This is a genomic window from Amycolatopsis albidoflavus (assembly GCF_039525725.1).
Lineage (GTDB): Bacteria > Actinomycetota > Actinomycetes > Mycobacteriales > Pseudonocardiaceae > Amycolatopsis > Amycolatopsis albidoflava.
Map to the genome: position 1 here is coordinate 196434 of NZ_BAAAHV010000033.1, position 23269 is coordinate 219702.

Here is a 23269-nt window from a genome sequence, read left to right on the forward strand (position 1 = left end):
CGCCCGGCCACTCCGCAGCCGGAACCTGAGCGCCGAACTACATCGCCCGGTAATCCCGCAGCTCAATCCGCGGCCCAAACCTCGGCTTCCGAGCCCCAGCCGCCCCCAGGTACCGGATCGCGCGCTGCCTCTGCGGCGCGTACGGCGCGAGCACCTGCGCCATCTCCTCGTCGTCGATCTTCCGCCCGAGCAGCGTGTGCCCGACCATCGACGGGATGTTGTAGTCGCCGAAGCTGACCGCGTCCGGATCGCCCCACGCGCGCTGGGCGATCTCCGCCGCCGTCCACACGCCGATGCCTCGCACCTTCCGCAGCCACGCGCGTCCCTCGACCCCGCCCAGCCGCACCGCTTCCTCCAGCCGCGGGGCCACCCGGGCCGCCTCGATCAAGGCCGTGCGGCGCTTGAGGTCCACGCCGATCTTGTGCCAGTTCCAGTCCACAATGGACCGAATGGCGACCGGATCCGGCGGCACCCGCAGGAAATCCGGACCCGGACCGGGCGCGCGCGTGCCGAACCATCGGCACAGCTCCGCCCACGACCGGATCGCTTCCTTGCCGCTCACTTTCTGTTCGAGGATCGCCAGCACCAGTGCGTCCCACACCCGCCCGGTCGAGCCGAGCCGCAGCCCAGGCGCGTTGCGGCGGCCTTCGGCGATCACGTCGTGGTGCGCGACGAATCCGGTGTCGTCATCGTCCGCGCCCAGCAGCGCGGGTACGCCGTCAAGCAAGAAATCCGCGCCCTCGCCCCAAGCCTCGGCCTCGACGACCCCGTCCGGCCGGTGCAGCAACGCCAGCGTTCCCTTGCCACCGGGCGTGTTCGCGGCCAGCCACCAGACGCCGCGGTCGCGCCGGAAGTTCAGCGATCCGCGCCCACGGCTCAGCGGACCCAGCACCTGCGCCAGATCCACCGGAAACCCCGGACGCCACTCCATCACGCGTCGCTCGAAAACCGGATGCCGCCGTCCGGCACCGAAACGCCGGGCCAGATCCGCACGCCGTCCAGCAGTTCGCAGCCGGCCCCCACCGACGCGCCGTCACCGAGCACCACGCCGCGCAGCACCGCGCCCTCGCCGACCTGAGCTCCGCGGCCCAGCACCGAATTCTCCACAATCGCGTCCGGGCCGATCACCGCGTCGTCGAACACGACCGAGCCGGATACCGTCGCGTCCTTGCCGACAATGGCTCGCGCGCCGATCGTCGTACCGTCGGTGAGCTTCGCGCCGGCAAAGACGGAAGCCGCGTCCAGCACGAGAGAATCGCCAGTCGGCCCGGCCAGCGCAGAGGTCGGCGCGACGCCGCGAACCAGATCGGCGCTGCCGCGCACAAACGCTTCCGGGGTGCCGACGTCGAGCCAGTACGAAGAGTCGACAAATCCGTGCAGATGCGCGCCATTTTCGAGAAGCCCGGGGAACGTCTCGCGCTCGACCGACACTCGCCGCCCGGTCGGAATGGTCTCGATCACCGGACGACGGAAGACGTAGCAGCCGGCGTTGATCTGGTCCGTCGGCGGATTCGGCGTCTTCTCCAGGAAAGCCGTGACGCGCCCGTCGGAATCGGTCGGCACCGAGCCGAAGCGGCTCGGGTCGGGGACGCGCTGCAGATGAAGGGTGACGTCCGCGCCGGAGTCGAGGTGGGTGCGCAGCTGGGCGTGAAGATCGGCCCCGGAGAGGATGTCGCCGTTGAAGACGATCGCGTGGTCGGCGCGCAGCCGGTCGTAGACGTTGCGGATGGCGCCGCCGGTGTCGAGCGGTTCGTCCTCCACTACGTACTCGAGCTCGAGACCGTGCGCGGACCCGTCGCCGAAGTACTCCTCGAACACCTCGGCCCGGTACGACGTGCCGAGCACCACGTGCCGGATGCCAGCCGCGCGGATGCGGGAGAACAGGTGGCTCAGGTACGGCGTGCCCGCCGTCGGCAGCATCGGCTTCGGCGCGGACAGCGTGAGCGGGCGCAGCCGCGTGCCCTGGCCGCCGACCAGTACGACGGCGTCGACCTCGACCTCGGACGTCACAGAAATCTCCTTTGTATCACGCACCGCTGAGCGACAAGCCGCGGGAAACGTGGGCGGCGCGGGCCCCGAGGGCCTACCCTAGACAGGAAACAGGCGGGCCTTTCCCCAGAGGCCCCGGGTCAGTCGGGAGGCCGAGGGGAATGGACCCCCGCGATCGCGCGGACGCTTTGCTCGCACGCGCACGATCCCGCGGCGCCTTCGTGGTGACGCCGGACAACATGACGTCTCCGATGGATTCCTCCAGCACCCAGCAGATCTCCAGAGCGGTGGTCTCCGGGCTGGACCCCGACACCACGACGCAGCTGCCCGCGTCGCTGATCGAAGAAAACGACCATCCGCTGGCAGGCGGCTCGCGCACGCAGCCGTCGCCGCATCCGCTGGCCCAGCCGACGCCGACGCGGCCGCTCGAGATCCCGGGCCCGCAGAACACCCTGCCGCAGCCGACGGTGCCGAGCCCGGCCGGTCCGCAGACGACGACGCCGCTGGTCCCGCGCCCGCAGGCGAAGCCGGTGGCGAGCCCGCTGAAGGAACCGGCCGAGGAAGAGATGACCGGCCTGGTCCCGACGGTCAAGCAGAACAGCGGACGGTCCAATCTGTCCCGGCGGCTCGACGGGCTGTGATCCTCGCGGGGTCTCCCCCGGCCCGGGTTGCCCGGATTGCCCAGGGAGACTTCCCGTGCGGGAGGTCGCGTCTCCCGCGAGCGATCTTTACGACCGCAAAGTGTTGCGGCCGCTGAGCATCCGGACGCCCGCGAAGGCACGCCGGTTGCCCTGCTGTCCTTTGCGGACTCGCAGCCCTTGCGGCCCCCGCAGCCGTCAGCCCTTGCGGGTCTCCAGCTTCACCCGCAACGCCAGCCCGAGCTTCACCGCCGCCAGCACCGGCTTCCACAGCAACCCCTGGTGCCGGTCGGCGAGGTAGCGGTAGGCGCTCGCGTGGTGCGCGCGCAGCATCTTCGCCGACGCGCGCGCCGTCGAGTGGCCGCCGATGTGCATCACGCTCGACGACGGGGCGTAGACGTTCTGCCAGCCCGCCTTCGCGAGCCGGTCGCCGAGGTCGACGTCCTCGAAGTACATGAAGTAGCGGGTGTCGAAGCCGCCGACGGAGTCGAACGCCTCGCGCCGGAAGAGCTGGCAGGAGCCGGACAGCCAGCCGGACGTGCGCTCGGTCGGCGCGGCGTTCTCCTGGCGGTATTCGCGGGTCCACGGGTTGCCCGGCCAGACCTTGCTGAACACCGCGTGCCCGATCCCGCGCCCGAACGACGGCAGCAGCCGCGCGGACGGGTAGACGGTCCCGTCGAGGTCGTGGATCAGCGGCCCGAACGCGGCCCCGCGCGGCCAGCGACCGGCGACCTCGATCAGCGCGTCGAGCGAGCCCGGCTCCCATTCGAGGTCCGGGTTGACCACGACGACCCAGCCGTAGCTGTCGTCGAGCGCCGCGACGCCGCGGTTGGCGGCCGTCCCGTAGCCGACGTTCTCGCCAATGCTGACGAGCGTCACGTTCTCGCGTTCGGCGGCTTTTTCCGGAGCGCCGTCGGTGGACGCGTTGTCGGCGACGACGACGTGGACGTCGCGGTCAGTCGCCTTGTCGAGCGTGTCGAGGAACTTCTCGAGCGTTTCGCCGGGGAAGTAGGTCACGGTCACGACACCGACGCGGTCACCATACGTGCGCTGCTCAGTCACCGCGCCATTGTCCACTGCTCACGGACGGCTACGTCAGCCCACCGACCCGGTCACCCGCAGTCACCTCCGCTTACGCTTTCAACTCGGCCAGTTCGTCGTCGATCAGCAGGGCCGGGTCGAACTTCATCCCGGTGAAGTGGCCGGCCAGTTCGAGCGACAGCACGCCGTGCAAGCGGGTCCAGAAGGACAGCGCGCGCCGGACCGCGCCGGTGCCGACGGTGTCGCTGTCCACCCACTCGCGATGGGTTTCCAGGTGCACGTGGAACGTCGTCGCCGACTCCGGTTCGCCCAGCGCCGAGTTCGCCTGGATCAGGACTTCCATGACCTCGTTGGAGATCGCCGTGGTGTCCGGCGGCGCGTGGTAGCCGGGCACCGGCGTGCCGTAGATGAGGAAGTAACGCTGCGGATCGGCCTTGGCCCAGTCCCGGATGACGTGGGCGAGGGCCAGCAGGTCCGCCCCGGAGTCCGCGGCCGCCCGGACGGTGTCGGCGAGGCTCCGGAACGCGTCCCGGATCAGCGCGGTGATCAGCTCGTCCCGGCCGCGGTAGTACCGGTACAACGCGGGCACGGTCATGCTCATCTGCTTGGCGATCGCGGTCAGCGACAGCGCGGGCAGCCCCGCCTCGGCGATCTGGTTCCGCGCGTGCTGCTTGATCTCCCCGCGCACCTGCTCGCGGTAGCGCTCCCGCGGTGCCTGTTCGGTCATCGGCCGTTCCCCTTCGCTCCTGTCCGCCCAGTGTAGTTAAGCCCCTTCACTTCCGCTATTGACGTTCACGATGGCGAGCTTGTACGGTCTTCATCAGAGTTAATGCTATTAACTACAACTAAGGGAGTTCACCATGTCGGACATCGCCCGCCGCCTGCGCACCGCCCTCCTCGCCCTTCCGATCGCCGCCGGACTGCTGGGCGCCGCGCCCGCCCAAGCCGCCACCGCGCACCCGGGTTCCCTTACCTGCCAAGGCAAAGGCATCGACCGGACGGCCCAGCTCCACCACCGCGCGGAAACCTTCATCAAGGCCCCGCTGAGCACCGTGTGGCGGCTGCACACCAACGTCGAAAGCTGGCCGCACTGGCAGAAGCCGGTCACGAGCATGAAGCGCCTCGACCCGGGCAGGCTGCACCCCGGTTCGCAGTTCCGCTGGACCACGCCCGCCCCGGCCACACCGTCGACGCCCGCCACCACGCTGGTCATCACGTCGACCGTCCACCAGGTCAAGCCCGGCCAGTGCATCCGCTGGTCCGGTCCCGCGATCGGCCAGGGCCTGCGGATCGACAAGGGAACGCACGTCTGGAACTTCGTCCCGGTGCGCGGCGGAGTCATCGTGCGCACCGAAGAAAGCTGGACCGGGTCGCAGATCGAGGCCGACCCGGCCACCGCGATCAAGTATCTGGCCCCGGGGCTGGACCTCTGGCTCGCCGACCTGAAGACCGCCGCCGAAGCCCACTGCCGCCACTGAACACAGGTCCCGCGAAGGAGAATCGCCATGACCACATCTCGCGCCTCGCTCCCCATCCTGATCACCGCCTGGTCCGTTCCCGCGCTCGTCCTCGGGCAATTCGCGTTGCTCTCCGGCGTCCCGCTGATCGCGCTCGTCGTGTCCAGCCTGCGCAATTCGCAGCCGCGCGCTCTGCGCTGGTGGTCCGCCGGACTGGCCGCTGTCTATCTCGGAGTCCTCGCACTCTGGGCGTTAAGTCCGGAAAGCGCGCCCAGTTTGTCTAAATCGATGAATCCGGCGGTAACCGCATTCTTCGTCGCTAGCGGAGTCGCGGTTGCTATCGCGCACCACGTCCGCAAAACACCGAAGGCCAGTTAACCGAAAACTGGTAATCTCGAAAGCACCAGCTCTCATGAGGAGGCCGATGAAAACCGTCGCGATCGAGGAGCACTGGACCACCCCTGGGATCGACCGGATGCTGCGCACCGAATCCGGCGATCCGAGCGTCGCCCACAACGACCGGGGCGATCTCACGGAACGCCTGCTCGACATCGGCGACCAGCGCGTCGCGTGGATGGACGAGGCGGGCATCGACGTCCAAGTGCTCTCGATCGCGCCGCCGGGAACGCACGGATGCCCGCCGCCGCACGGCATCGAGCTGAGCCGCGAGGCGAACGATCTCGCCAGCGAGGCCGTCGCGAAGCATCCCGATCGCTTCCGCGCCATGACGACGCTGCCGATGTCCGATCCGGCCGCGGCCCTCGCCGAATTGCAGCGGACCGCGAACGACCCGGCGCACGTCGGAATCATGTCGTACGGCCGCAGCGGCGATCGCCCCCTCGACGATCCCGCGTACGACGAGTTGCTCGGCGCGGCTGCCGCACTCGGACGGCCGGTCTTCGTCCACCCGCAGATCCCGGTGGAGTCAGTGCGCCAGGCTTCCTACAGCGGGTTCAGCCCCGAACTCGACCTCGGGCTGGCCACCTACGGCCTCGGCTGGCACTACGAGGCCGGGCTCGCCGTCATCCGGCTGATCCTGCGCGGAACCTTCGACCGCCACCCGGAGCTGCAGGTCGTCCTCGGCCACTGGGGCGAGGTGGTCCTGTTCGCACTCGACCGCATCGACAGCCTGTCGCACACGGCCCCGCATCTCGAACGCCGCGTCTCCGAGTATTTCCGCACGAACATTCATCTGGCGACCAGCGGAATGCTCGTCCCGCGAATGCTGCGCAACGCACTCGAATACACGACCGCCGACCGCATCCTGCTGTCCGGCGATTACCCGTTCCATCGGATGCGAGCCGCGGCCGTCACGGAATTCCTGGAGCAATTGCCGAACCAGGAAGACCGGGAAAAGATCGCGCACGCCAACGCGGAAGCCCTTTACCGCCTCCGTTAACGATTGCGCAAATGCTGGTGCCAGGCTTTTCCGTAAGCCTCGCGGTGCCGATCCGCCGTTGTCGTCCACGAGAATTCCTTGGCGCGCCGCTGCGCCGCGGAAGCGAGCACCGAGCGACGCGACGGATCGGCCAGCAGTTCCGTCAACGCCGCGGCGACGTCGCCCGCACCGACGCCGCAGTACGCCACCGCGTCCCCGCCGACCTCCGGCAGCGACAGCCGACGCGTGGTCAGTACCGCGGCACCGCAGGCCATCGCCTCGAGAACCGGCAGTCCGAAGCCTTCGCCGAGGCTCGGATAAGCCACAAGTTCCGCTCCGCCGAGGAATCCGGCGAGCGTGCCGAACGGCAGGTACCCGGCACGGATCACCCGAAGCCGGTGCGGCACCGCGTCCAGCGCGCGCTCCACCTGGGTGTCCCAGCCGGGCTGCCCGGCGAGCACGAGCGCCGGTGCGTCTCGCTGCCCGGCGACCGCGCGGGCGTAACCACGGATCAGCGCGGGCACGTTTTTCCGCGGTTCGAGCGCCCCGAGGAAGGCGACATACGGCGTCGCGCCGAGCCCGACCGCCTTCCGCGCCGCCGCGATCTCCTCCGGGGACGGCGGATGAAACCGTTCGCTGTCGACGCCGTGATGAATGATCTCCATCTCGGCCCGCCGCACCGGGCTCACCCGGGCCAGCTCTACCGCTGTCGCGTGACTGGGGACTACGCAGAGTGTCGCCCGGCGCAGCGCCGTGGTGGTCCAAGCGCGGAAGAAACGGGCCTTCACCGACGAGTGCAGGACGGCGTCGGTGAAGAACGTGGCGTCGTGCAGCGTGACCACCGAAGCGGCCCCGCTACCGAGCGGCATCGTGTAGTGCGGCGAGTGCACGACGTCGGCGGCGAGCCGGCGCACAAGGCGCGGCAGGGTGGCCTGTTCCCAGGTCAGCCGAGCAGTGCGCGTCGAGGTCGCGGGCGACGCGGCGACGATCCGGGAACTGGGCGCGAGCTGGTCGTAGAGCGGCAGGTCGCGCGGCTGGCAGACCACCGTCAGCCGGGCCCCGTCCTGGTCGAGCGCGCCGACGAGCGAGTCCACGTATCGGCCGACCCCGCCCCGATCCGCGGGCACCGCGGTCGCGTCGATCAGCACACGGGGATCACCGGTCACGAGTGCAGCGTACGGCGATCACCCACCGCACAGGTCAGGAACCGGCAAACTGCCGCCAACTCCGGGAGCATCCACCCTCGCCCACCTGCGCTCACCCGTCTGGGTTCACCCGACCGTGTGACCTCGGCAGTTCTGTCTGACTGTCCGCTCGACCACCGACGCGCCCGCTCAGCTCCACCGCCCCGCCCGGCCCGCATCGCCACGCGGCACCAACCACGACCGGCACCAATCAGCTCGACCACCGACGCGCCCGCCCGCCCAGCTTCGCCATCTCATTCGGCCCCCATCGCCGAGCGGCGCACCAAACACCACCGCACCGGTCCGCTCGGCCACAGACGCACCCGCCCATGGCCCAGCTCCACCGCCTCGCCCAGCCCCCATCGCCACGCGGCACACCAACCACCACCCGACCCGCGCGCTTCGACCAGCGCCAGAACATTCGTGTGCACCGACCGCAGCCCAAACCTGGCAATCCAACCGCCGCTACCCAGCCGTTGTCCTAACCGCGAGGCCACCGCTGACGAAGCTTCGAGGCCTCCGCCGCGTCGACGCGCGGCATCGCTCAGCTCGACCGCCGATGCACGGCCCACACCGCCTCCGCCGCGGCTCGCCAGGTGAACGTCCTCGCCCGCTCCCGCCCGAGTTTCGACAGCTCCGCCGCCTTGTCCGGCGACAGCAGCACCTCTTTCAGCGCCCGAGCCAACGCGTCCGCGTCGCCGCGCGGCACCACCAGCCCCGCCCCGCCGGACACCTCCACCAGCGCCGGGACGTCCGTGTGCACCACCGGCACCCCGATCGCCATCGCTTCCAGCAGCGGCAGCCCGAATCCCTCGGCGAGGCTCGGCATCGCCAGCACGCTCGCGCCGCGCATCGCCGTCGCCAGCTGCGCGTCGGTCACCTTCCCCAGCACCCGCACCGATTTCAGGCCGCGGTCGGCCGCCAGCCGCACCGGGTCGATGCCGCCCCAGCCGGGCTGGCCGGCGAGCACCAGGCCGACGTCGCCGACCTCGTCCGTGCCGTCGAGCTGCGCCACCGCGTCGACCAGCACGTCCATGCCCTTGCGCGGTTCGATCGTCCCGACCGCCAGCACGTAGCGCGACGGCAGATCCAGCTGAGCGGACCCCTCCGGCACGGTCACCCCGTGCGGCACGACCCGCACCGGAACGTCCACGTCCAGCAGCACCGCCAGCTCGTCGGCGACCGCCCGGGTCGGCACGATCAGCCCGGACGACCGCCGCGCGGCCCGCGCGATCATCGACCGGTGCCAGCTGACCCCTCGCGCGGTCAAAGTCTCCGGATGCGTCCACGGCACGGTGTCATGCACCGTGACGGTCAGCGTTCGCCCAGCTGGGGGGCGGGGCGGCGCGAACGGGGTCGGCGCGTGCACCGCGTCACCGCCCGGCCACCAGCGCAGGCCCAGCTGCCACAGCGCGACCAGCGCCCTCGGCGGCAGCGGCAGCACGCGCGGTCCTTCGACGCCCTCGATCCGCGCCGCGGAGACGTCCGCGTGCCGCGCGACCACGCTGGACACGGTCCAGCCGGGCGGCGCGGTGCGGGCGAGCGCGGGCAGCAGTTCGGCGGTGTACCGGCCGGTGCCACCCGGAACGGGGGCGAGCAGTTGCTCGGCGATCACGACCAGTTCGGGCACGCCGCTATTCTCTCCCAGGTGACCAGCGCGGAATCCGGCACCACCGTCGTCGTGGTGACCTGGCGTGGGGAAGACCACCTCGCCGCGTGCCTCGACGCGCTCGCCGCCCAGGACCGTCCACATCGGACACTCGTGGTCGACAACGCCTCAACCGACGGCACCGCAACGATTCTGGCCGCCCACCCCAGCCGTCCGGAGGTCCTCCGGCTCCGCCGGAACACCGGGTACGCCGGCGCGATGGCTCACGCGCTCGGCCGCGTCGACACCCCGCGGGTCGCCTGGCTCAACGACGACGCCGCTCCCGAACCGGACTGGCTCGCGGTCCTCGAAGACACCCTCGATGCCCAGCCGCTCGCCGCCGCCGTGACGTCCCGGCTCGAACTGCCCGACGGCAGCACCCAGTCCACCGGCGTCCGCCTCACCGCCGACGGCCACGGCGCCGACCTCACCGAACCCAGCGACGAGGTCTTCGGCTTCTGCGGCGGCGCCGCGCTGCTGCGCACCGAGGCCGTGCGCGCGGTCGGCGGGGTCCCGGCGAGTTTCTTCTGTTACTACGAGGACACCGACACCGCGTGGCGGCTTCGGCTGGCCGGATGGCACGTCGCCGCCGCGCCGAAGGCACGCGTCCAGCACCTGCACGGAGCCAGCACGAAGCCCGGTTCACCGCAATTTCACCGCTGGAACGAACGCAACCGGTTGCTCATGTTGCTGCGCTGCGCACCTACGAAAGTCGCATTCCGCGAACTGGCCCGCTTCGCCGCGATCACCGCTTTGCTGCCGCTGCGCCGGCGCCGTCCGGACGCGGCGAACTTCGACCCAGCGCTGCGATTACGCGTATTGGCGGAGATCTTTCTTCGGCTCCCCCGCACGCTGCGGGAGCGCGGTCGCGTAAGCCGGATCTCGGCGCTGGGCCGAGGCGCGATCTGGGATGCCTGGGCTGGCCTTTAAGCTGGGCGGAAATTCGACGGAGGAGCTCGTCTTGGCAGTGGGGGACCCGCAACCGCTCGTCTCGGTGATCGTGGTGAATTACCGCGGCGCCGACGACACCATCACCTGCCTGCGGGCGCTGCGAGCCGACCTGGACTACGAGAATGTCGAGCTGATCTGCGTCGACAACGCTTCCGGCGGCGACGACGCGGCCCGCATCCGCGCCGCGGTTCCCGACGTGCGGCTCATCGAATCGCCGGTCAACACCGGATTCGCCGGCGGCTGCAACCTCGGCGCGCAGCACGCGAACGGCACCGTCCTCGGCTTCCTCAACAACGACGCGCGCCCCGCCCCGGCGTGGGTCTCCGCGGCCGTCGCCGAACTGCGCGCGCAGCCGACCGTCGCCGCGGTGGCGAGCAAGGTCGTCGATTGGGAGGGCACCGGCACGGACTTCGTGGACGCGGGTCTGACTTGGTTCGGCATGGGCTACAAGCGCCACGCCGGCAGCCCGCTCGCGGATGTGCCCGAGGCCGAGCACGACGTCGCCAAGGACGTCCTCTTCGGCACCGGCTCGGCGCTGTTCGTGCGCGCCTCGGTCTTCGCCGAGCTCGGCGGTTTCGACGAGCGCTTCTTCATGTTCTACGAGGACGTCGACCTCGGCTGGCGCCTCAACCTCCGCGGCTGGCGCGTCCGCTATGTGCCGGAATCGCTCACCTACCACCGCCACCACGGCACCATGTCCGCCGTCGACGCACCCGACACCGGCCGCGAGACCTTCCTGCTGGAACGCAACGCACTGGCCGCGCTGTACAAGAACCTCTCCGACGAATCGCTCGCCCGCGCCCTGCCCGCCGCACTCGCACTGGCCGTCCGCCGCGCGACCGCACGCGGCGGCATCGACCCGGAGCAGCTGAACCTGGAGAAGGGCGTCGGCCCGGTCGACACCTCCGACGTCGCGGTCCCGCGCACCACCCTCGCCGGAGTGCTGGCGGTGGACCGATTCGTCGAAATGATGCCCTCTCTGGCCGAGTCCCGGGCGATTGAGCAAACCGCCCGCGTGCGCACCGACGCCGACCTGCTTCCGTTGCTGCGCAAGGCACTTGAGCCGGCGTACCCGCTGCCGGACTACCTGCGCGCGCACGAGATCCTGGTCGAAGCGTTCGGCATCAAGGACGTCTTCGGCCAGCGTCGCAAGATCCTCGTCCTGACCGGCGATTCGATCACCGAGCGCATGGCCGGCCCCGCGATCCGCGCGTGGAACATCGCCTCGACGCTGTCGGCCGAGCACGACGTGCACCTCATGACCACCAATCCCCTGGTCTCGCCCCCGCCCGCGGCCTTCCAGGTCAGCTCGGGCAAGCACCGCGATCTCGACGGCCCCATCGAATGGGCGGACGTCGTGATCCTGCAGGGCCACGTACTGGAACTCGCCCCGTCGCTGAAAAAGCAGCACGAGAACAAAATCGTGGTCGCTGACGTGTATGACCCGATGCACCTTGAGCTGCTGGAACAAGGCAAGGACGCCCCCGACGACCAGCGCGCGCTCGACCTGGCCGGCGTCACCCGAGTCCTGGACGCCCAGCTCGAACGCGCCGATTTCTTCCTCTGCGCCTCGGAACGCCAGCGACACTTCTGGCTAGGCCACCTAGCCGCCCTCGGCCGCCTGTCCCCGCGCCTCTACGACGCCGACCCGACCACCCAGTCGCTGCTCGCCGTCGTCCCCTTCGGCCTCTCCCCCCAAGCCCCGACGCGCACCGGTCCCGGCCTGCGTTCGTCCTTGGGTATCGGCGAATCCGACCGCGTCGTTCTGTGGGCAGGCGGGGTTTACAGCTGGTTCGACCCGCTGACCCTGATCCGCGCCTTCGACCTCCTCCGCCACCGCCGCGACGACGCCCGTCTCGTATTCCTCGGCATGAAGCACCCGAACCCCGAGGTCGCCGAAATGGATATCGGCGCCCGTACGGTACGACTTGCGGATTCCTTGGGCCTCACGGACAAGAACGTCTTCTTCAACGAGCAGTGGGTCCCGTATTCGGACCGCCAGAACTGGCTTCTCGACGCGGACTGCGGTGTCACCACACATTACGAACACGTCGAGACCACTTTCGCTTTCCGCACCCGGGTCCTGGATTACCTGTGGGCCGGTTTGCCCATCGTGACGACGGACGGGGATGCTTTCGCCGATCTCGTCCGCGCGGAGAACCTCGGCGTCGTAGTCCCTGCCGAAGACGCCGGTGCTTTGGCAGATGCTCTGGAAAAGTCCTTGTACGACCGGGAATTCGCCGATGCTTGCGTCGAGCGAATCCGGGTGGTCGCCCAGCGGTACGCCTGGCCGGAGGCATTGAAACCGCTGGTCGAATTCTGCCGCAACCCGCGCCCGGCCGCCGACCGCTTGCCCGGCGGCGCGGACCTGACTGTCAGCGACCCAGTACGCGGCTCCGCTCTGGTCCGGCGCGATTTGGCTCTGGTCAAGGAATATCTCGCCGCTGGCGGACCAGGCGAGTTGGCAAGGCGAGCAGCAGGACGGGTCACGAAGGTGGCGCGGGAACGGTTGCGCCGTGGCTGACCGTCCGCTGCGCGTCCTGCTGGACGGCACCCCTCTGCTCGGTTCCCGGACGGGGATTGGCCGGTACACGGCCGCGCTGAGCGAAGAGCTGGCTTCGATGTCCGAAGTGGACCTTCGTGCCGTCGCTTTCACTTTGCGGGGTTGGCGAAAGCTGCGACACGTTTTGCCGCATGGAGTTCAGGCTCGGGGAATGCCAGTTTCCGCCCGGCTTTTGCGGGCTACCTGGCTGCGTACGCAGCTGCCGCCGGTGGAACTGTTCGCCGGCCCCACTGATGTTGTTCATGGCACAAACTTCGTCCTCCCCGGCCGTCTCCGTGCCGCCGGAGTCCTCACCATCCACGATCTGGCCTTTATCGACGCTCCTCAAGAACTGGCCCACTCCGACCGAACCCTGCCCGAACTGGTCCGGCGCGGCGCACACCGAGCAAATGTCATCTGCACGCCGACCGAGGCCGTTGCGGACGCTGTCGCCGAGAAGCTGGACGTTGACCGGTCGAAGATCATCGCCACGCCACTGGGCGTGAATCCGGCTTGGTTCACCGCCCGACCGCCTGACGACGGGGTACGAGCGAAGCTGCGACTGCCGGAGAAATACCTGCTGTTCGCCGGTGCCGCCGGACCGCGCAAGGGCCTCGATTGGCTCGCAGCGGCCCACGCGGCCGCCCCGGATTTGCCGCCGCTGGTTTTCGCCGGCCCTGGACCATTTCCGAGGCTGCCGAGGTCCGGTCAGACTGGGTATCTGTCCGATGTGGACCTTCGCACTGTCGTCGCCGGTGCCGCCGCCCTGGTGCTCCCGTCGCGAGACGAAGGCTTCGGCCTGCCCGTCCTGGAGGCAATGGCCTCGGATGTCCCCGTCGTCTGCACGGATATCCCCGCCCTGCGCGAGGTCGCGGGAGACTGCGCCACCTTGGTCCCGTATGACGACGTAGACGGCCTGGCAGAAGCCCTACGCCAAGCCGTAACCGATCCACACGGCCTCGCGACTTCGACCGCCCGCAGAACTCATGCGGCAAGCTTCACCTGGCACAACACCGCACTACGCACGCTAGATGCATACCGCCAGGCGACCGAACAATAAATCGGCTAAAAACCGCCGCCTAAACGCACAACGCGGGCAACACCCAGACCCCTCCCGCAACCCCGATCCCCGCCTCGCACGCGGTCTGAGGTGCTTGTCAAGGTACTCTTTCCCGCCTTGACAAGCACCTCAGACCGTAGTGACAATTAATGGATCTGGGTGGGGGTCCCCCAGCACTTTTCCCGGCTTCGCCGGGTCACCGGCGAAGCCGGAAAAGAAACCGGCGAAGCCGGAAAAGAAACCGCCCAGACAAAGGCACCCCGAGCCGTAATTGTGCTGACGGTCTGGGGGTGCTTGTCAAGGCGGGAAAGATGCCTTGACAAGCACCCCCAGACCGCAGGGCGGCTTCGTATCGGGGAGCAGGGAGGGGGCTGGCGCTTTGTCTTCGTTAAGCGTTGATGTAGCTGTTTAAAGCCGCGCGCCAATCCCGCAAAGGAGTTAGTCCGGCGTCTCGCCAGGAAGCGTTGGAGAGCAGGGAGTAGGCGGGGCGGGCGGCTGGGCGGGGGAATTCTTCGGTCGTGCAAGGGTTTACGCGGGCGGGGTCGGCACCGATCTCCTCGAAGATCGCCTGGGCGAATCCGTACCAGGAAGTCTTCCCTCCGCCGGTGCAATGAAGGACCTTTTCCGCCGGCCCTCGCCCGGCGGCAACTGCGTCGGCGAGTTCCCACAAACCCCGGGCGAGATCAGCTGACCAGGTAGGTGCCCCTACCTGGTCATCTACCACGGACAACTGATCCCGCTCAGACTCCAGCCTTCGAATAGTCTCTACGAAGTTGGCGCCGGTCTTTCCATAGACCCAGCCGGTTCGGACAACCCAAGCCGAAGCGCCCGAACCAAGAACCGCATCCTCTCCAGCTGCCTTGGTTCGGCCGTAAGCATTCTTAGGACCAAGCGCGTCATCAACCTCGTAGGGCCGATCTCCGTCCCCGGGAAAAACATAATCCGTAGAGATATGAATCAGCGGCACCCGCCGCGAAGTACAAGCGGCAGCCAACACCCGAGGGCCATCGACATTCACCGCAAAAGCCCGGGCCTCATCCGACTCCGCGGCATCGACGGCCGTATAAGCCGCGGCATTGATCACCACCGGCATCGCCCCGGCAGCGCTCGCCCGTTCCGCTAGTTCGCCCACCGCGGCGATCACCTGGCCGGTAGCCGTTATGTCCAGCTCCGCCGACGAAGGCGCGATCACTTCCGTTTCCGGGCCCGCGGTGTTCACCAGGTCCCGGCCTAACTGACCGGAACCGCCGGGCACGAGCACTGCCAGCCGCACCGGCGTACCTCCTACTACGACAAGGGTTTCAGGACGTGCCGAGCGCGGCGCGGGCCTTCAGCGGCTCCCACCACGACCGGTTGTCGGCATACCAGCGCACCGTCTCCGCCAAACCGTCCTCGAACGACACCCGCGGAGCGTAACCGAGTTCGCCGCTGATCTTCGCGATGTCGACCGAGTACCGCCGGTCGTGGCCCTTGCGGTCGGTCACCGGTTCGACCATCTCCCAGCCGACGCCGGTCGCCGCGAGCAGGCGTTCGGTCAGTTCCCGGTTGGTCAGTTCGGTGCCGCCGCCGATGTTGTAGATCTCGCCTGGGCGACCGCCGTCGGCGACCAGCTGGATTCCGTGGCAGTGGTCGTCCACGTGCAGCCAGTCGCGGATGTTCAGACCATCGCCGTAGAGCGGGACCTTCTTGCCGTCCAGCAGGTTCGTCGCGAAGAGCGGGATGACCTTTTCCGGGAACTGGTACGGGCCGTAGTTGTTCGAGCACCGCGTGACGCACACCGGGAAACCGTGCGTGCGGAAGTACGAGCGCGCGATCAGATCCGACGAGGCCTTTGAGGCGGAGTACGGCGAATTCGGCTCCAGCACGTGGTCTTCCGACCACGAACCGTCCTGGATGGACCCGTACACCTCGTCCGTCGAGACGTGCACGAACTTCCCGACCTGCGCCTCGAGCGCGGCCTGCAGCAACGTCTGCGTGCCGAGCACGTTGGTGAGGACGAAGTCCGCCGAACCGAGGATCGAGCGGTCCACATGGGACTCCGCGGCGAAGTGGACGACCAGGTCGACGCCGCGCATCAGGTCGGCGACCTGTGCGGTGTCGCAGATGTCGCCGCGCACGAAGCGCAGCCGCGGGCTGTCCGCGACCGGGGCGAGGTTCGCCTCGCTGCCCGCGTAAGTGAGCTTGTCGAGCACCACGACCTCGGCGTCGGCCAGCGTCGGATACGCCCCCGACAGCACCTGCCGCACATAGTGCGAACCGATGAACCCGGCACCGCCGGTGACCAGGACCCGCATCCTCATCCACCCTTCCGCCCGACCGGGCAATCTCTCCACCAGCCTACGGGTGGCTCACCCGAGACTCGGTAGAGTTCGGCAAAGCGCGAAAAGCGCGAGCATCCTGGGGAGGAACAGTGGCCGAATGGCCGGGGACACCGCTGCCGGTGCACCGCGGTCGCGGCGTGGTCGTCGTGCTGCGGCGAAGCGGGAAGATCCTGCTGTCCGTCGTGTCCGTGGTCGTGCTGGCGCTGACCTGGTACGGCTGGCAGTTCATCGGCGACCCGCAGTCCGGTTTCTCCACCACGGCGATCTTCGGCGAACAGCAGCCGCACGCGAAACCGCTCGACGGCGCCATCGACATCCTCCTGGTCGGCCAGGACAGCCGCACCGACGCGCAGGGCAACCCGCTGCCCCGCGAGGTGCTCGACATGCTGCACGCCGGCGAGTCCGACGGCGAAAAGCAGACCGACACGATGATTCTCGTGCACATCCCGCAGAACGGGGAGCACGCGATCGCCATCTCCTTCCCGCGCGACTCCTACGTCGAGATCACCGGCGGCTTCGGCAAGCACAAGCTCAACAGCGCGTACGTCTACGCCTACAACGACACCGCCAAAACGCTGCAGGCCAAAGGCAACGCCGACCTCAAGGACGTCGACGAGAAAGCCAAGCTCGCCGGGCGCAAGAACCTCGTCGCCACGCTCGAGAAGTTCATCGGCAAACCGGGCATGATCGACCGCTACGCCGAGGTGAACCTGGCCAGCTTCTACGAGGTCACGAAGGCCATCGGCGGCGTGCAGGTGTGCCTCAAGAACCCGGTGAAGGAAAAGAAGTCGGGCGTCGACCTGCCCGCCGGGAAGCAGACCATCGAGGGCGTGCAGGCGCTCGCGTTCGTCCGGCAGCGCTACGGCCTGCAGAACGGCGACCTCGACCGGATCGGGCGCCAGCAGGCGTTCCTGTCCGGGCTGGCGAGCAAGGTGCTCTCGTCCGACGTGCTCGCCAACCCGGTGCGGATCGCGCAGCTCATCGAGGCGGTGAAGAAGTCCGTGGTGCTGTCGGCGGGCTGGGACCTGTCCGAGTTCGTCGAGCAGATGCGCGGGCTGACCGGCGGAAACGTCGAATTCCACACCATACCCACCGAGGGCAACGCGGTGCTGGGCGGCGCGGACGTACTGCGCGTCGACCAGGCGAAGGTCCGCGCCGAGATCAACCGGCTGACCTCCGACGGCAGCGCGCCGGAGCCCAGCAACGCGCCGCTGCCCGGAGCCGAGAAGATCACTGTCGAACTGTTCGACGGCTCCGGCTCCGATGCCGCCGACCAGATGCGAGGCCTGTTGCAGGGCAAGGGTTTCCAGCTCGGCACGAGCACGAAGCTGTCCACCCGGGCGGCCACCGTGCTGCGCTACCACCCGTCGGACGAGGCCGCCGCCGACCTGGTCCGCCAGGCTCTCGGCGCCAACGCGCAGGCCGAACCGGACGCCGACGTCGCCGCCGGGCACGTCCGGGTGATCCTCGGCAAGGACGCGCGCGACACGGCCGGAGCGCCGGCTACGACGTCCTCGACCCTGCCCTCGGCCCCGCCTGCCGCACCGCCCTCGTCGTCCCCGTCCGGACCGCCTTCGTCCGGACCGTCGAACTCACCCGCGCCGCTCATCACAGCGGGCGATGTCCCCTGCGTCAACTAGAGTCGAGCACCCAGCGTGGCGGCGCGCCGCAGGCCGTACGCTGGTGAGCGGGGAGGTAACCGGGGTGAGTGAAAACCAGGACAAACCGGACCGGACGGCGGATCCCGCCGACAGTCCGGCGGTTTCCGACGCCTCGGACCGCGGATCCGACGGAACGACGGAGCCGAAGCACGCCGCCGCCGAACCGGTCGCCGGAGAGGCCGCCGAAGCGTCGGCCGAGGACCGCGCGGCTGAGGAAACCGAGCCGGTTACCGAGGGTGCCGCCAGCGCCGAAGGAGCCACCGGAACCGAGGGCGTCGCCAGCGCCGAAGCTGCCGCCAGCACCGAGAGTGCCGCCAGCATCGAGGATGCCGCTGCCGAGCAGGAAGCCGCTCCCGAGTGGAAGCCCTCCCCGCACCCGCGCGTCGAACTCCCCCAGCCGTCGAACCCGGTGCCGCCGGAGGAACCGCGACGCCGCACGGGCCGGGTCACCCGGATCACCCGCCGCGTCGCGATCGGCCTGGTCTCCCTGGTCGCACTGGGCGCGACCGGCTACGCGTACGTCACCAAGGACAAACTGCAGGACAACGTCGCGACCGCCGACGTTCTCACCCCGCGCGACGGCGAGCCGCCGGCCCCGCCCGCCGACGACGGCGGCACCGACATCCTGCTCGTCGGCAGCGACGCGCGCACCGACCAGCAGGGCAACCCGCTTCCGCTGAGCATGCTGAAGTCGTTGCGCACCGAGGACAAAGCCGGGATCAACACCGACACCATCATCCTGCTGCGGATCCCGAAGAACGGCGGCAAGGCGTCCGCGGTGTCGATTCCGCGCGACAGCTGGGTCGACGTGCCGGGCCGCGGCAAGGCGAAGATCAACTCCGCGTACGGCGTCGCCAAGGCGCACGCCGAGCAGGAGGAGCGCGCGCAGGGCGAGCACGATCAGGCGAAGATCGCGCGCGATTCGGACGCCGCCGGGCGGCGGGCGCTGGTCCAGACCGTGCAGGACCTCACCCAGGCGCGCATCGACCACTACGCCGAGGTCAACCTGCTCGGCTTCTACCTGATCACCGAGGCGGTCGGCGGCGTTCCGGTGTGCCTCAACCACGCGACGTCGGACAAGGACTCCGGGGCGAACTTCCGCCGCGGCGTGCAGACGGTGAGCGGCGGCGAGGCGCTGTCCTTCGTGCGCCAGCGCAAGAATCTGCCGAACGGCGACCTCGACCGGATCAAGCGGCAGCAGGCGTTCCTGTCCTCGGCGATGCGCAAGGTGCTGTCCGCGGGCACGCTCGCCAATCCGGGCACGCTGAACAGCCTGATGGACGCGGTGCACCGGTCGTTCGTCCTCGACGACAGCCTCGACGTGCTCGAATTCGCCCAGCAGGTCAAGGGCGTCGCGTCCGGCGACTTGACCTTCGCGACGATCCCGGTGATCACCACGAACGGCCGCAGCGAGGACGGGCAGAGCATCGTCGAGGTCGACCCGGGCGCGGTGCAGAAGTTCGTGGCCGGACTGGCCGGACGCCCCAGCCCCGGAAGCACGGGAAACGGGGGCGGCGGCGCGGCGGCCGGAGCGGTGCCGCAGGGCCTGGACTCCGGAATCCCGGGCGTGCCCTGCGTCGACTGACGCCGCGGCTAGCCTGAGGACATGAGCGAGCTTGCGAGCGAATCATTCAACACTGCGCCTTCGGCTCATGCCGCGCCGAGCGCTAGCGAGGCGGGCGCATGAGCCTCACCGAGCAGCTGCTGCGCCCGCTTCTGGCCTCGCCGGCGAAACCGCTGGTCACGCATTACGACGACCGGCTCGGCAGCCGGGTCGAGCTGTCCGTGGCGACGATGCAGAACTGGGCCGCGAAAACGGCGAACTGGCTGGTCGACGAGTTCGACGTGGAGCCGGGCGACGCTGTCGCGGTGCGGCTGCCCGCGCACTGGCAGACCGCGGGCGTGCTGCTCGGCGCGTGGTGGTGCGGTGCCCGCGTGGTCGCCGAGCCCGAGGGTGCGCGAGTGGTTTTCACCAGCCCGGACGAGCAGATCGACGCCCCGGCTGTCGCGGTGGTGTCGCTCGACCCGATGGGCCGCGGCCTGTCGACGCCGCCGTCCGGCGGAGCGCTCGACTACCTCAACGAGGCCCGGATGTCCGGCGACCAGTTCTTCCCGATGCGGCCGGCCACCGGCGACACCCTGGCCCTCGGATCCTCCACTGTGGACGAAGTGTGGGCGGAAGCCACTGCCCGCGCGGCAAAACTCGGCCTGACCGAGGCAGACCGAGTTTTGTCCACGATGGACTGGACGGTGCCGGACGGCGTCCTCGACGGACTGCTCGTCCCGCTCGCCGCCAGCGCGCACCTGGTCCAGGTGACGAACGCCGACCCGGCGAAGCTGGCCGCCCGCCGCGAGGCCGAACGCACCACCGCCGACCTGACCGGGTGAGCGCTGGCGGCGGTGGTCAGGCGGTCTGCAGCTCGTTCGCGCCCTCTCGGCGACGCCGGAACAGCGCGTGGTCGAGGGAAAGCCGTCCGCCGTTGAAGCCCAGCGCCAGCGCGGTGAGTCCGAGCACCAGCACCAGCTCGTAGCCGCCTTCGCCGGTGAGGCCGTGCGCCGCGTGCACCGAGATCAGCGCGCCGGCCATGTTGATCGCGTAGCCGATGGCGACCACCGGCAGCAGGAAGCCGACGACGAACGCGATCGAGCCGAGCAGTTCGAGCACGATCACGAGGAACGCGGCGACGCTCGGCAGCGGGATGCCGATCTGGCTGAACATTTCGGCGGTCGCGCCGACGCCGCTGTCCCACTTCTGCAGGCCGTGGGCGAAGAACACCACCGCGATGCCGATGCGGCCGAGCAGCAGCGCGACGTCCTTGACTCGAGTCAACATGGAGACAGCTCCCGATAGGTGAAAATTCAACTGACCCGGCCCACGGTAGGGCACTGAACACCCGCCGCGGGGGTGTCAGCCAGTGATCGACAGGAAACCGACAGGCACCGAAAACTCGCTGTACACCGCGCCCGGCCCGGCGCTACCGTGCCGATATCCGCGAGTGTTCGCCTGCTCGCGGGCGTGTTCTCTACCTGCGAGGAGCCCCGATGCGCCGACAGTCCGATCGACCCCAGTTCGGCCTGTCTCCCGTATCTGAGGACTTCCGCACGCATGAAAGCACTGACCATCGGCATCCTGGCGCACATCGACGCAGGTAAAACCAGCCTCACTGAACGGCTGCTCTTCGAGACCGGCGTGATCGACCACGCCGGCCGCGTCGACGACGGCGACACCCAGACCGATTCGCTCGACCTCGAACGCCGGCGCGGCATCACCATCAAATCCGCCGTCGTGGCGGTCAGCACGCCCGGACACCGGCTCAGCCTCGTGGACACCCCCGGCCACCCCGATTTCATCGCCGAAGTCGAACGCGCCGTCGGCGTGCTCGACGGCGCGGTGCTCGTGGTGTCCGCGGTGGAAGGCGTGCAGGCCCAGACCCGCGTGTTGATGCGCACGCTCGTCCGGCTCGGCATTCCGGTGCTGGTGTTCGTGAACAAGATCGACCGCACCGGTGCTCGCGAAGCCTCCTTGCTGGAATCCTTGCGTACCAAGCTTTCCCCGCACTGCGTCGCGATGAGCACGGTGGACGGAATCGGCACCGCCAACGCACACCCGGTGCCGCTGCCCTTCGACGAACGGCTCGCTGACGCGCTGGCCGGAGACGACACCTTCGTTGAGTCCTATGTGGCCGGTACAGCGTCCTCAATGGATTACCGTGATGCGTTGGCACGTCAGGTCGCCACAGCCTCGGTGTATCCGGTCTTCTTCGGTTCGGCCGCCACCGGAGCTGGTGTGCGCGACCTTATCGCCGGGGTTTACGAACTGCTGCCGTCCCGCGAACGCTGCGCGGACGGACCGCTCGACGCCACCGTATTCAAGATCGAACGCGGCCGTTCCGGCGAGAAAATCGCTTACGTGCGAATGTTTTCCGGCTCCTTAGCGGCACGCCGGCCGGTGCGGTTCCGACGCTTGGGCACGGAAAGCGTCAGCCGCCCGTCCGCTGTGCGAGTGTTCGAGCACGGCGCGACCCCGGTGTCCGGCGAGGCGCTGGCCGGGGATGTCGCCCGCGTCTGGGGATTGCCGGAAATCCAGATCGGCGACCGGCTCGGCGAAGGCACCGACCTTTCCCAGAACCGGTTCTTCGCCCCGCCGAGCTTGGAAACGCTGGTGTACCCGGTCGATCCAGACCAGACCAGCGCGCTGTACATCGCACTGACCCGACTGTCCGAACAGGACCCGCTGATCAGCATCCGCCGCCAGGAACAGGACATCACCGTCCGTTTGTATGGCGAAGTACAGAAGGAAGTAATCCGGACGACGCTCGCCGAAGAGTTCGGAATCGCCGCTGAATTCGAGGAATCACGCCCGCTGCTGGTCGAACGTCTACACGGGACTGGACACCGCGTGCGCCATCCCGCACCGGACGAACGAGTGTTCTTCTGGGCCACAGTCGGACTTCGCGTCGAGCCTGGCCCGCCCGGCTCCGGCACCGACTACCGACTGGAAGTCGAACTCGGTTCGTTGCCGCTGTCGTTTCACAAAGCCGTTGAAGACACCGTTTACGAGATCCTGCGTGAAGGCTTGCACGGCCGGGAAGTGATCGACTGCGTAGTCACCCTCACCGATACCGCATTCTACCCGCCGGTGAGCACCGCCGGGGATTTCCGCGGCATGACCCGGCTAGTGCTGCAGGAAGCGCTAGGCCAGGCCGGAACGCGGGTGTACGAACCGGTCCACGCATTCGAAATCGAAGCACCGGCCGCCGCAGTCAGCGCGGTGCTACGGAAGCTGGTGGAACTTCGCGCAGCGCCCGGCGAGCCAGTGATCGCCGGTGACCGGTGCACTGTGGACGGTCACCTCCCGGCCGCCTCCGCACACGAACTGGAACAGGCCTTGCCCGCACTAACCCAAGGCGAAGGAACGCTGGTGAGCAGCTTCGCCGAATACCGGCTCAAGCCGGGTGGCGGCGGGCCGCGTCGAGTTCCGTCCAGCCGCCGTGGGCGGACAACAGCGTGAGGACGCGCTCCGCGAGGGCCGAAAACCGGCGCAGGTCCTCGTGGAGCGCCTTCGCGCGAGTGGAGTCGAGCGGGGCGTGGTCGTCCCACCACAGGCAGATGACCGCGCTCGCGCACAGCACGAGCGGCTGAACGAGGTCCGTGAACTCCGCGGACGGCTCGGCCGTTTCCCGGCACGTGCGCTCGATTTCGTCGCACGCGTCGAGCAGTTCGCGCAACGGGCCCACCGCGCCGGACGGGGTGCCGTCCCACGACGCGGTGGGCCACGCGCGGTCGCTCAGCTCGAGCCAAAGCCGCCATCCGGCGACCAGCTCGGCCTCGTCGTGCGGCGTCCAGGTGTCGGGGAGCAGCCAGAACATGTCACCGACTGTGACATCGCGGCGGGACCC

General features: G+C 69.0%; 21 protein-coding genes. 11 read left to right on the forward strand and 10 right to left on the reverse strand.

The window, feature by feature from the left end:
* Positions 1-37: 37 nt before the first annotated feature.
* The gene (locus ABD156_RS47295) at positions 38-931 is read right to left on the reverse strand and encodes a DNA-3-methyladenine glycosylase family protein (protein WP_344288714.1); all 894 of its coding nucleotides are present in this window, start codon (positions 929-931) and stop codon (positions 38-40) included.
* Positions 931-2010 carry a mannose-1-phosphate guanylyltransferase gene (gene manB / locus ABD156_RS47300; protein ID WP_344288716.1) on the reverse strand — a complete coding sequence of 360 codons (1080 nt, stop codon included), beginning with the start codon at positions 2008-2010 and terminating at the stop codon, positions 931-933. Before manB ends, ABD156_RS47295 begins: the two co-directional genes overlap by 1 nt.
* 140 nt (positions 2011-2150) lie before the next feature.
* Between manB and ABD156_RS47305 the strand changes: the two genes are divergently transcribed.
* The gene (locus ABD156_RS47305; RefSeq protein ID WP_344288719.1) at positions 2151-2630 is read left to right on the forward strand and encodes a hypothetical protein; all 480 of its coding nucleotides are present in this window, start codon (positions 2151-2153) and stop codon (positions 2628-2630) included.
* Positions 2631-2825: 195 nt separating this feature from the next.
* On the opposite strand, the gene ABD156_RS47310 is transcribed toward ABD156_RS47305, so the two are convergent.
* The gene (locus ABD156_RS47310) at positions 2826-3689 is read right to left on the reverse strand and encodes a glycosyltransferase family 2 protein (RefSeq protein WP_344288723.1); all 864 of its coding nucleotides are present in this window, start codon (positions 3687-3689) and stop codon (positions 2826-2828) included.
* Positions 3690-3759: 70 nt separating this feature from the next.
* Positions 3760-4395, reverse strand: a complete 636-nt coding sequence (locus tag ABD156_RS47315) for a TetR/AcrR family transcriptional regulator (RefSeq protein ID WP_344288725.1) — start codon at positions 4393-4395, stop codon at positions 3760-3762.
* A 133-nt stretch (positions 4396-4528) separates the two neighbouring features.
* On the opposite strand from ABD156_RS47315, the gene ABD156_RS47320 reads away from it, so the two are divergent.
* Genes ABD156_RS47320 through ABD156_RS47330 form a run of 3 tightly spaced genes read left to right on the forward strand, consistent with a single transcriptional unit; the run spans position 4529 to position 6524 of the window.
* The gene (locus ABD156_RS47320; protein WP_344288727.1) at positions 4529-5146 is read left to right on the forward strand and encodes an SRPBCC family protein; all 618 of its coding nucleotides are present in this window, start codon (positions 4529-4531) and stop codon (positions 5144-5146) included.
* Between the two features lie 27 nt (positions 5147-5173).
* Entirely contained in the window at positions 5174-5503 is a 330-nt protein-coding gene (locus tag ABD156_RS47325) for a hypothetical protein (RefSeq protein WP_344288729.1), read from the forward strand.
* A 46-nt stretch (positions 5504-5549) separates the two neighbouring features.
* Positions 5550-6524, forward strand: coding sequence for an amidohydrolase family protein (locus ABD156_RS47330; RefSeq protein WP_344288731.1), 975 nt, complete (start codon positions 5550-5552; stop codon positions 6522-6524).
* On the opposite strand, the gene ABD156_RS47335 is transcribed toward ABD156_RS47330, so the two are convergent.
* Positions 6521-7651: a glycosyltransferase family 4 protein gene (locus tag ABD156_RS47335; RefSeq protein WP_344288912.1), complete on the reverse strand. Its 1131-nt coding sequence runs from the start codon at positions 7649-7651 to the stop codon at positions 6521-6523. The two genes, ABD156_RS47330 and ABD156_RS47335, sit on opposite strands and share 4 nt — an antisense overlap.
* A 580-nt stretch (positions 7652-8231) precedes the next feature.
* Positions 8232-9317, reverse strand: a complete 1086-nt coding sequence (locus ABD156_RS47340; protein WP_344288733.1) for a glycosyltransferase family 4 protein — start codon at positions 9315-9317, stop codon at positions 8232-8234.
* Positions 9318-9335: 18 nt separating this feature from the next.
* On the opposite strand from ABD156_RS47340, the gene ABD156_RS47345 reads away from it, so the two are divergent.
* Genes ABD156_RS47345 through ABD156_RS47355 form a run of 3 tightly spaced genes read left to right on the forward strand, consistent with a single transcriptional unit; the run spans position 9336 to position 13888 of the window.
* A complete protein-coding gene (locus tag ABD156_RS47345; RefSeq protein ID WP_344288735.1) occupies positions 9336-10265 on the forward strand; it encodes a glycosyltransferase family 2 protein in 930 nt (309 codons plus the stop codon).
* Between the two features lie 31 nt (positions 10266-10296).
* Positions 10297-12810: a glycosyltransferase gene (locus ABD156_RS47350; protein ID WP_344288737.1), complete on the forward strand. Its 2514-nt coding sequence runs from the start codon at positions 10297-10299 to the stop codon at positions 12808-12810.
* Positions 12803-13888, forward strand: a complete 1086-nt coding sequence (locus ABD156_RS47355; protein ID WP_344288739.1) for a glycosyltransferase family 4 protein — start codon at positions 12803-12805, stop codon at positions 13886-13888. Before ABD156_RS47350 ends, ABD156_RS47355 begins: the two co-directional genes overlap by 8 nt.
* Positions 13889-14276: 388 nt before the next feature.
* Here the strand turns inward: ABD156_RS47355 and rfbD are convergent, their stop codons facing one another.
* Complete coding sequence (rfbD, locus tag ABD156_RS47360) at positions 14277-15161, reverse strand: dTDP-4-dehydrorhamnose reductase (RefSeq protein WP_344288741.1); 885 nt, start codon at positions 15159-15161, stop codon at positions 14277-14279.
* A 28-nt stretch (positions 15162-15189) separates the two neighbouring features.
* Positions 15190-16182: a dTDP-glucose 4,6-dehydratase gene (gene rfbB / locus ABD156_RS47365; protein ID WP_344288914.1), complete on the reverse strand. Its 993-nt coding sequence runs from the start codon at positions 16180-16182 to the stop codon at positions 15190-15192.
* A gap of 116 nt (positions 16183-16298) precedes the next feature.
* On the opposite strand from rfbB, the gene ABD156_RS47370 reads away from it, so the two are divergent.
* From ABD156_RS47370 to ABD156_RS47380, 3 genes are all read left to right on the forward strand, one after another.
* Positions 16299-17849, forward strand: a complete 1551-nt coding sequence (locus ABD156_RS47370) for an LCP family protein (protein ID WP_344288743.1) — start codon at positions 16299-16301, stop codon at positions 17847-17849.
* Positions 17850-18189: 340 nt separating this feature from the next.
* A complete protein-coding gene (locus ABD156_RS47375) occupies positions 18190-19455 on the forward strand; it encodes an LCP family protein (protein WP_377927817.1) in 1266 nt (421 codons plus the stop codon).
* Between the two features lie 98 nt (positions 19456-19553).
* A complete protein-coding gene (locus ABD156_RS47380) occupies positions 19554-20258 on the forward strand; it encodes a TIGR03089 family protein (protein WP_344288747.1) in 705 nt (234 codons plus the stop codon).
* Between the two features lie 16 nt (positions 20259-20274).
* Here the strand turns inward: ABD156_RS47380 and ABD156_RS47385 are convergent, their stop codons facing one another.
* Positions 20275-20703, reverse strand: coding sequence for a DoxX family protein (locus ABD156_RS47385; protein ID WP_344288749.1), 429 nt, complete (start codon positions 20701-20703; stop codon positions 20275-20277).
* A 273-nt stretch (positions 20704-20976) separates the two neighbouring features.
* On the opposite strand from ABD156_RS47385, the gene ABD156_RS47390 reads away from it, so the two are divergent.
* Positions 20977-22881, forward strand: a complete 1905-nt coding sequence (locus ABD156_RS47390) for a GTP-binding protein (RefSeq protein ID WP_344288751.1) — start codon at positions 20977-20979, stop codon at positions 22879-22881.
* Here ABD156_RS47390 and ABD156_RS47395 read toward each other — a convergent pair.
* Positions 22817-23239: a hypothetical protein gene (locus ABD156_RS47395; RefSeq protein ID WP_344288753.1), complete on the reverse strand. Its 423-nt coding sequence runs from the start codon at positions 23237-23239 to the stop codon at positions 22817-22819. The genes ABD156_RS47390 and ABD156_RS47395 overlap by 65 nt on opposite strands.
* Positions 23240-23269: the final 30 nt, after the last annotated feature.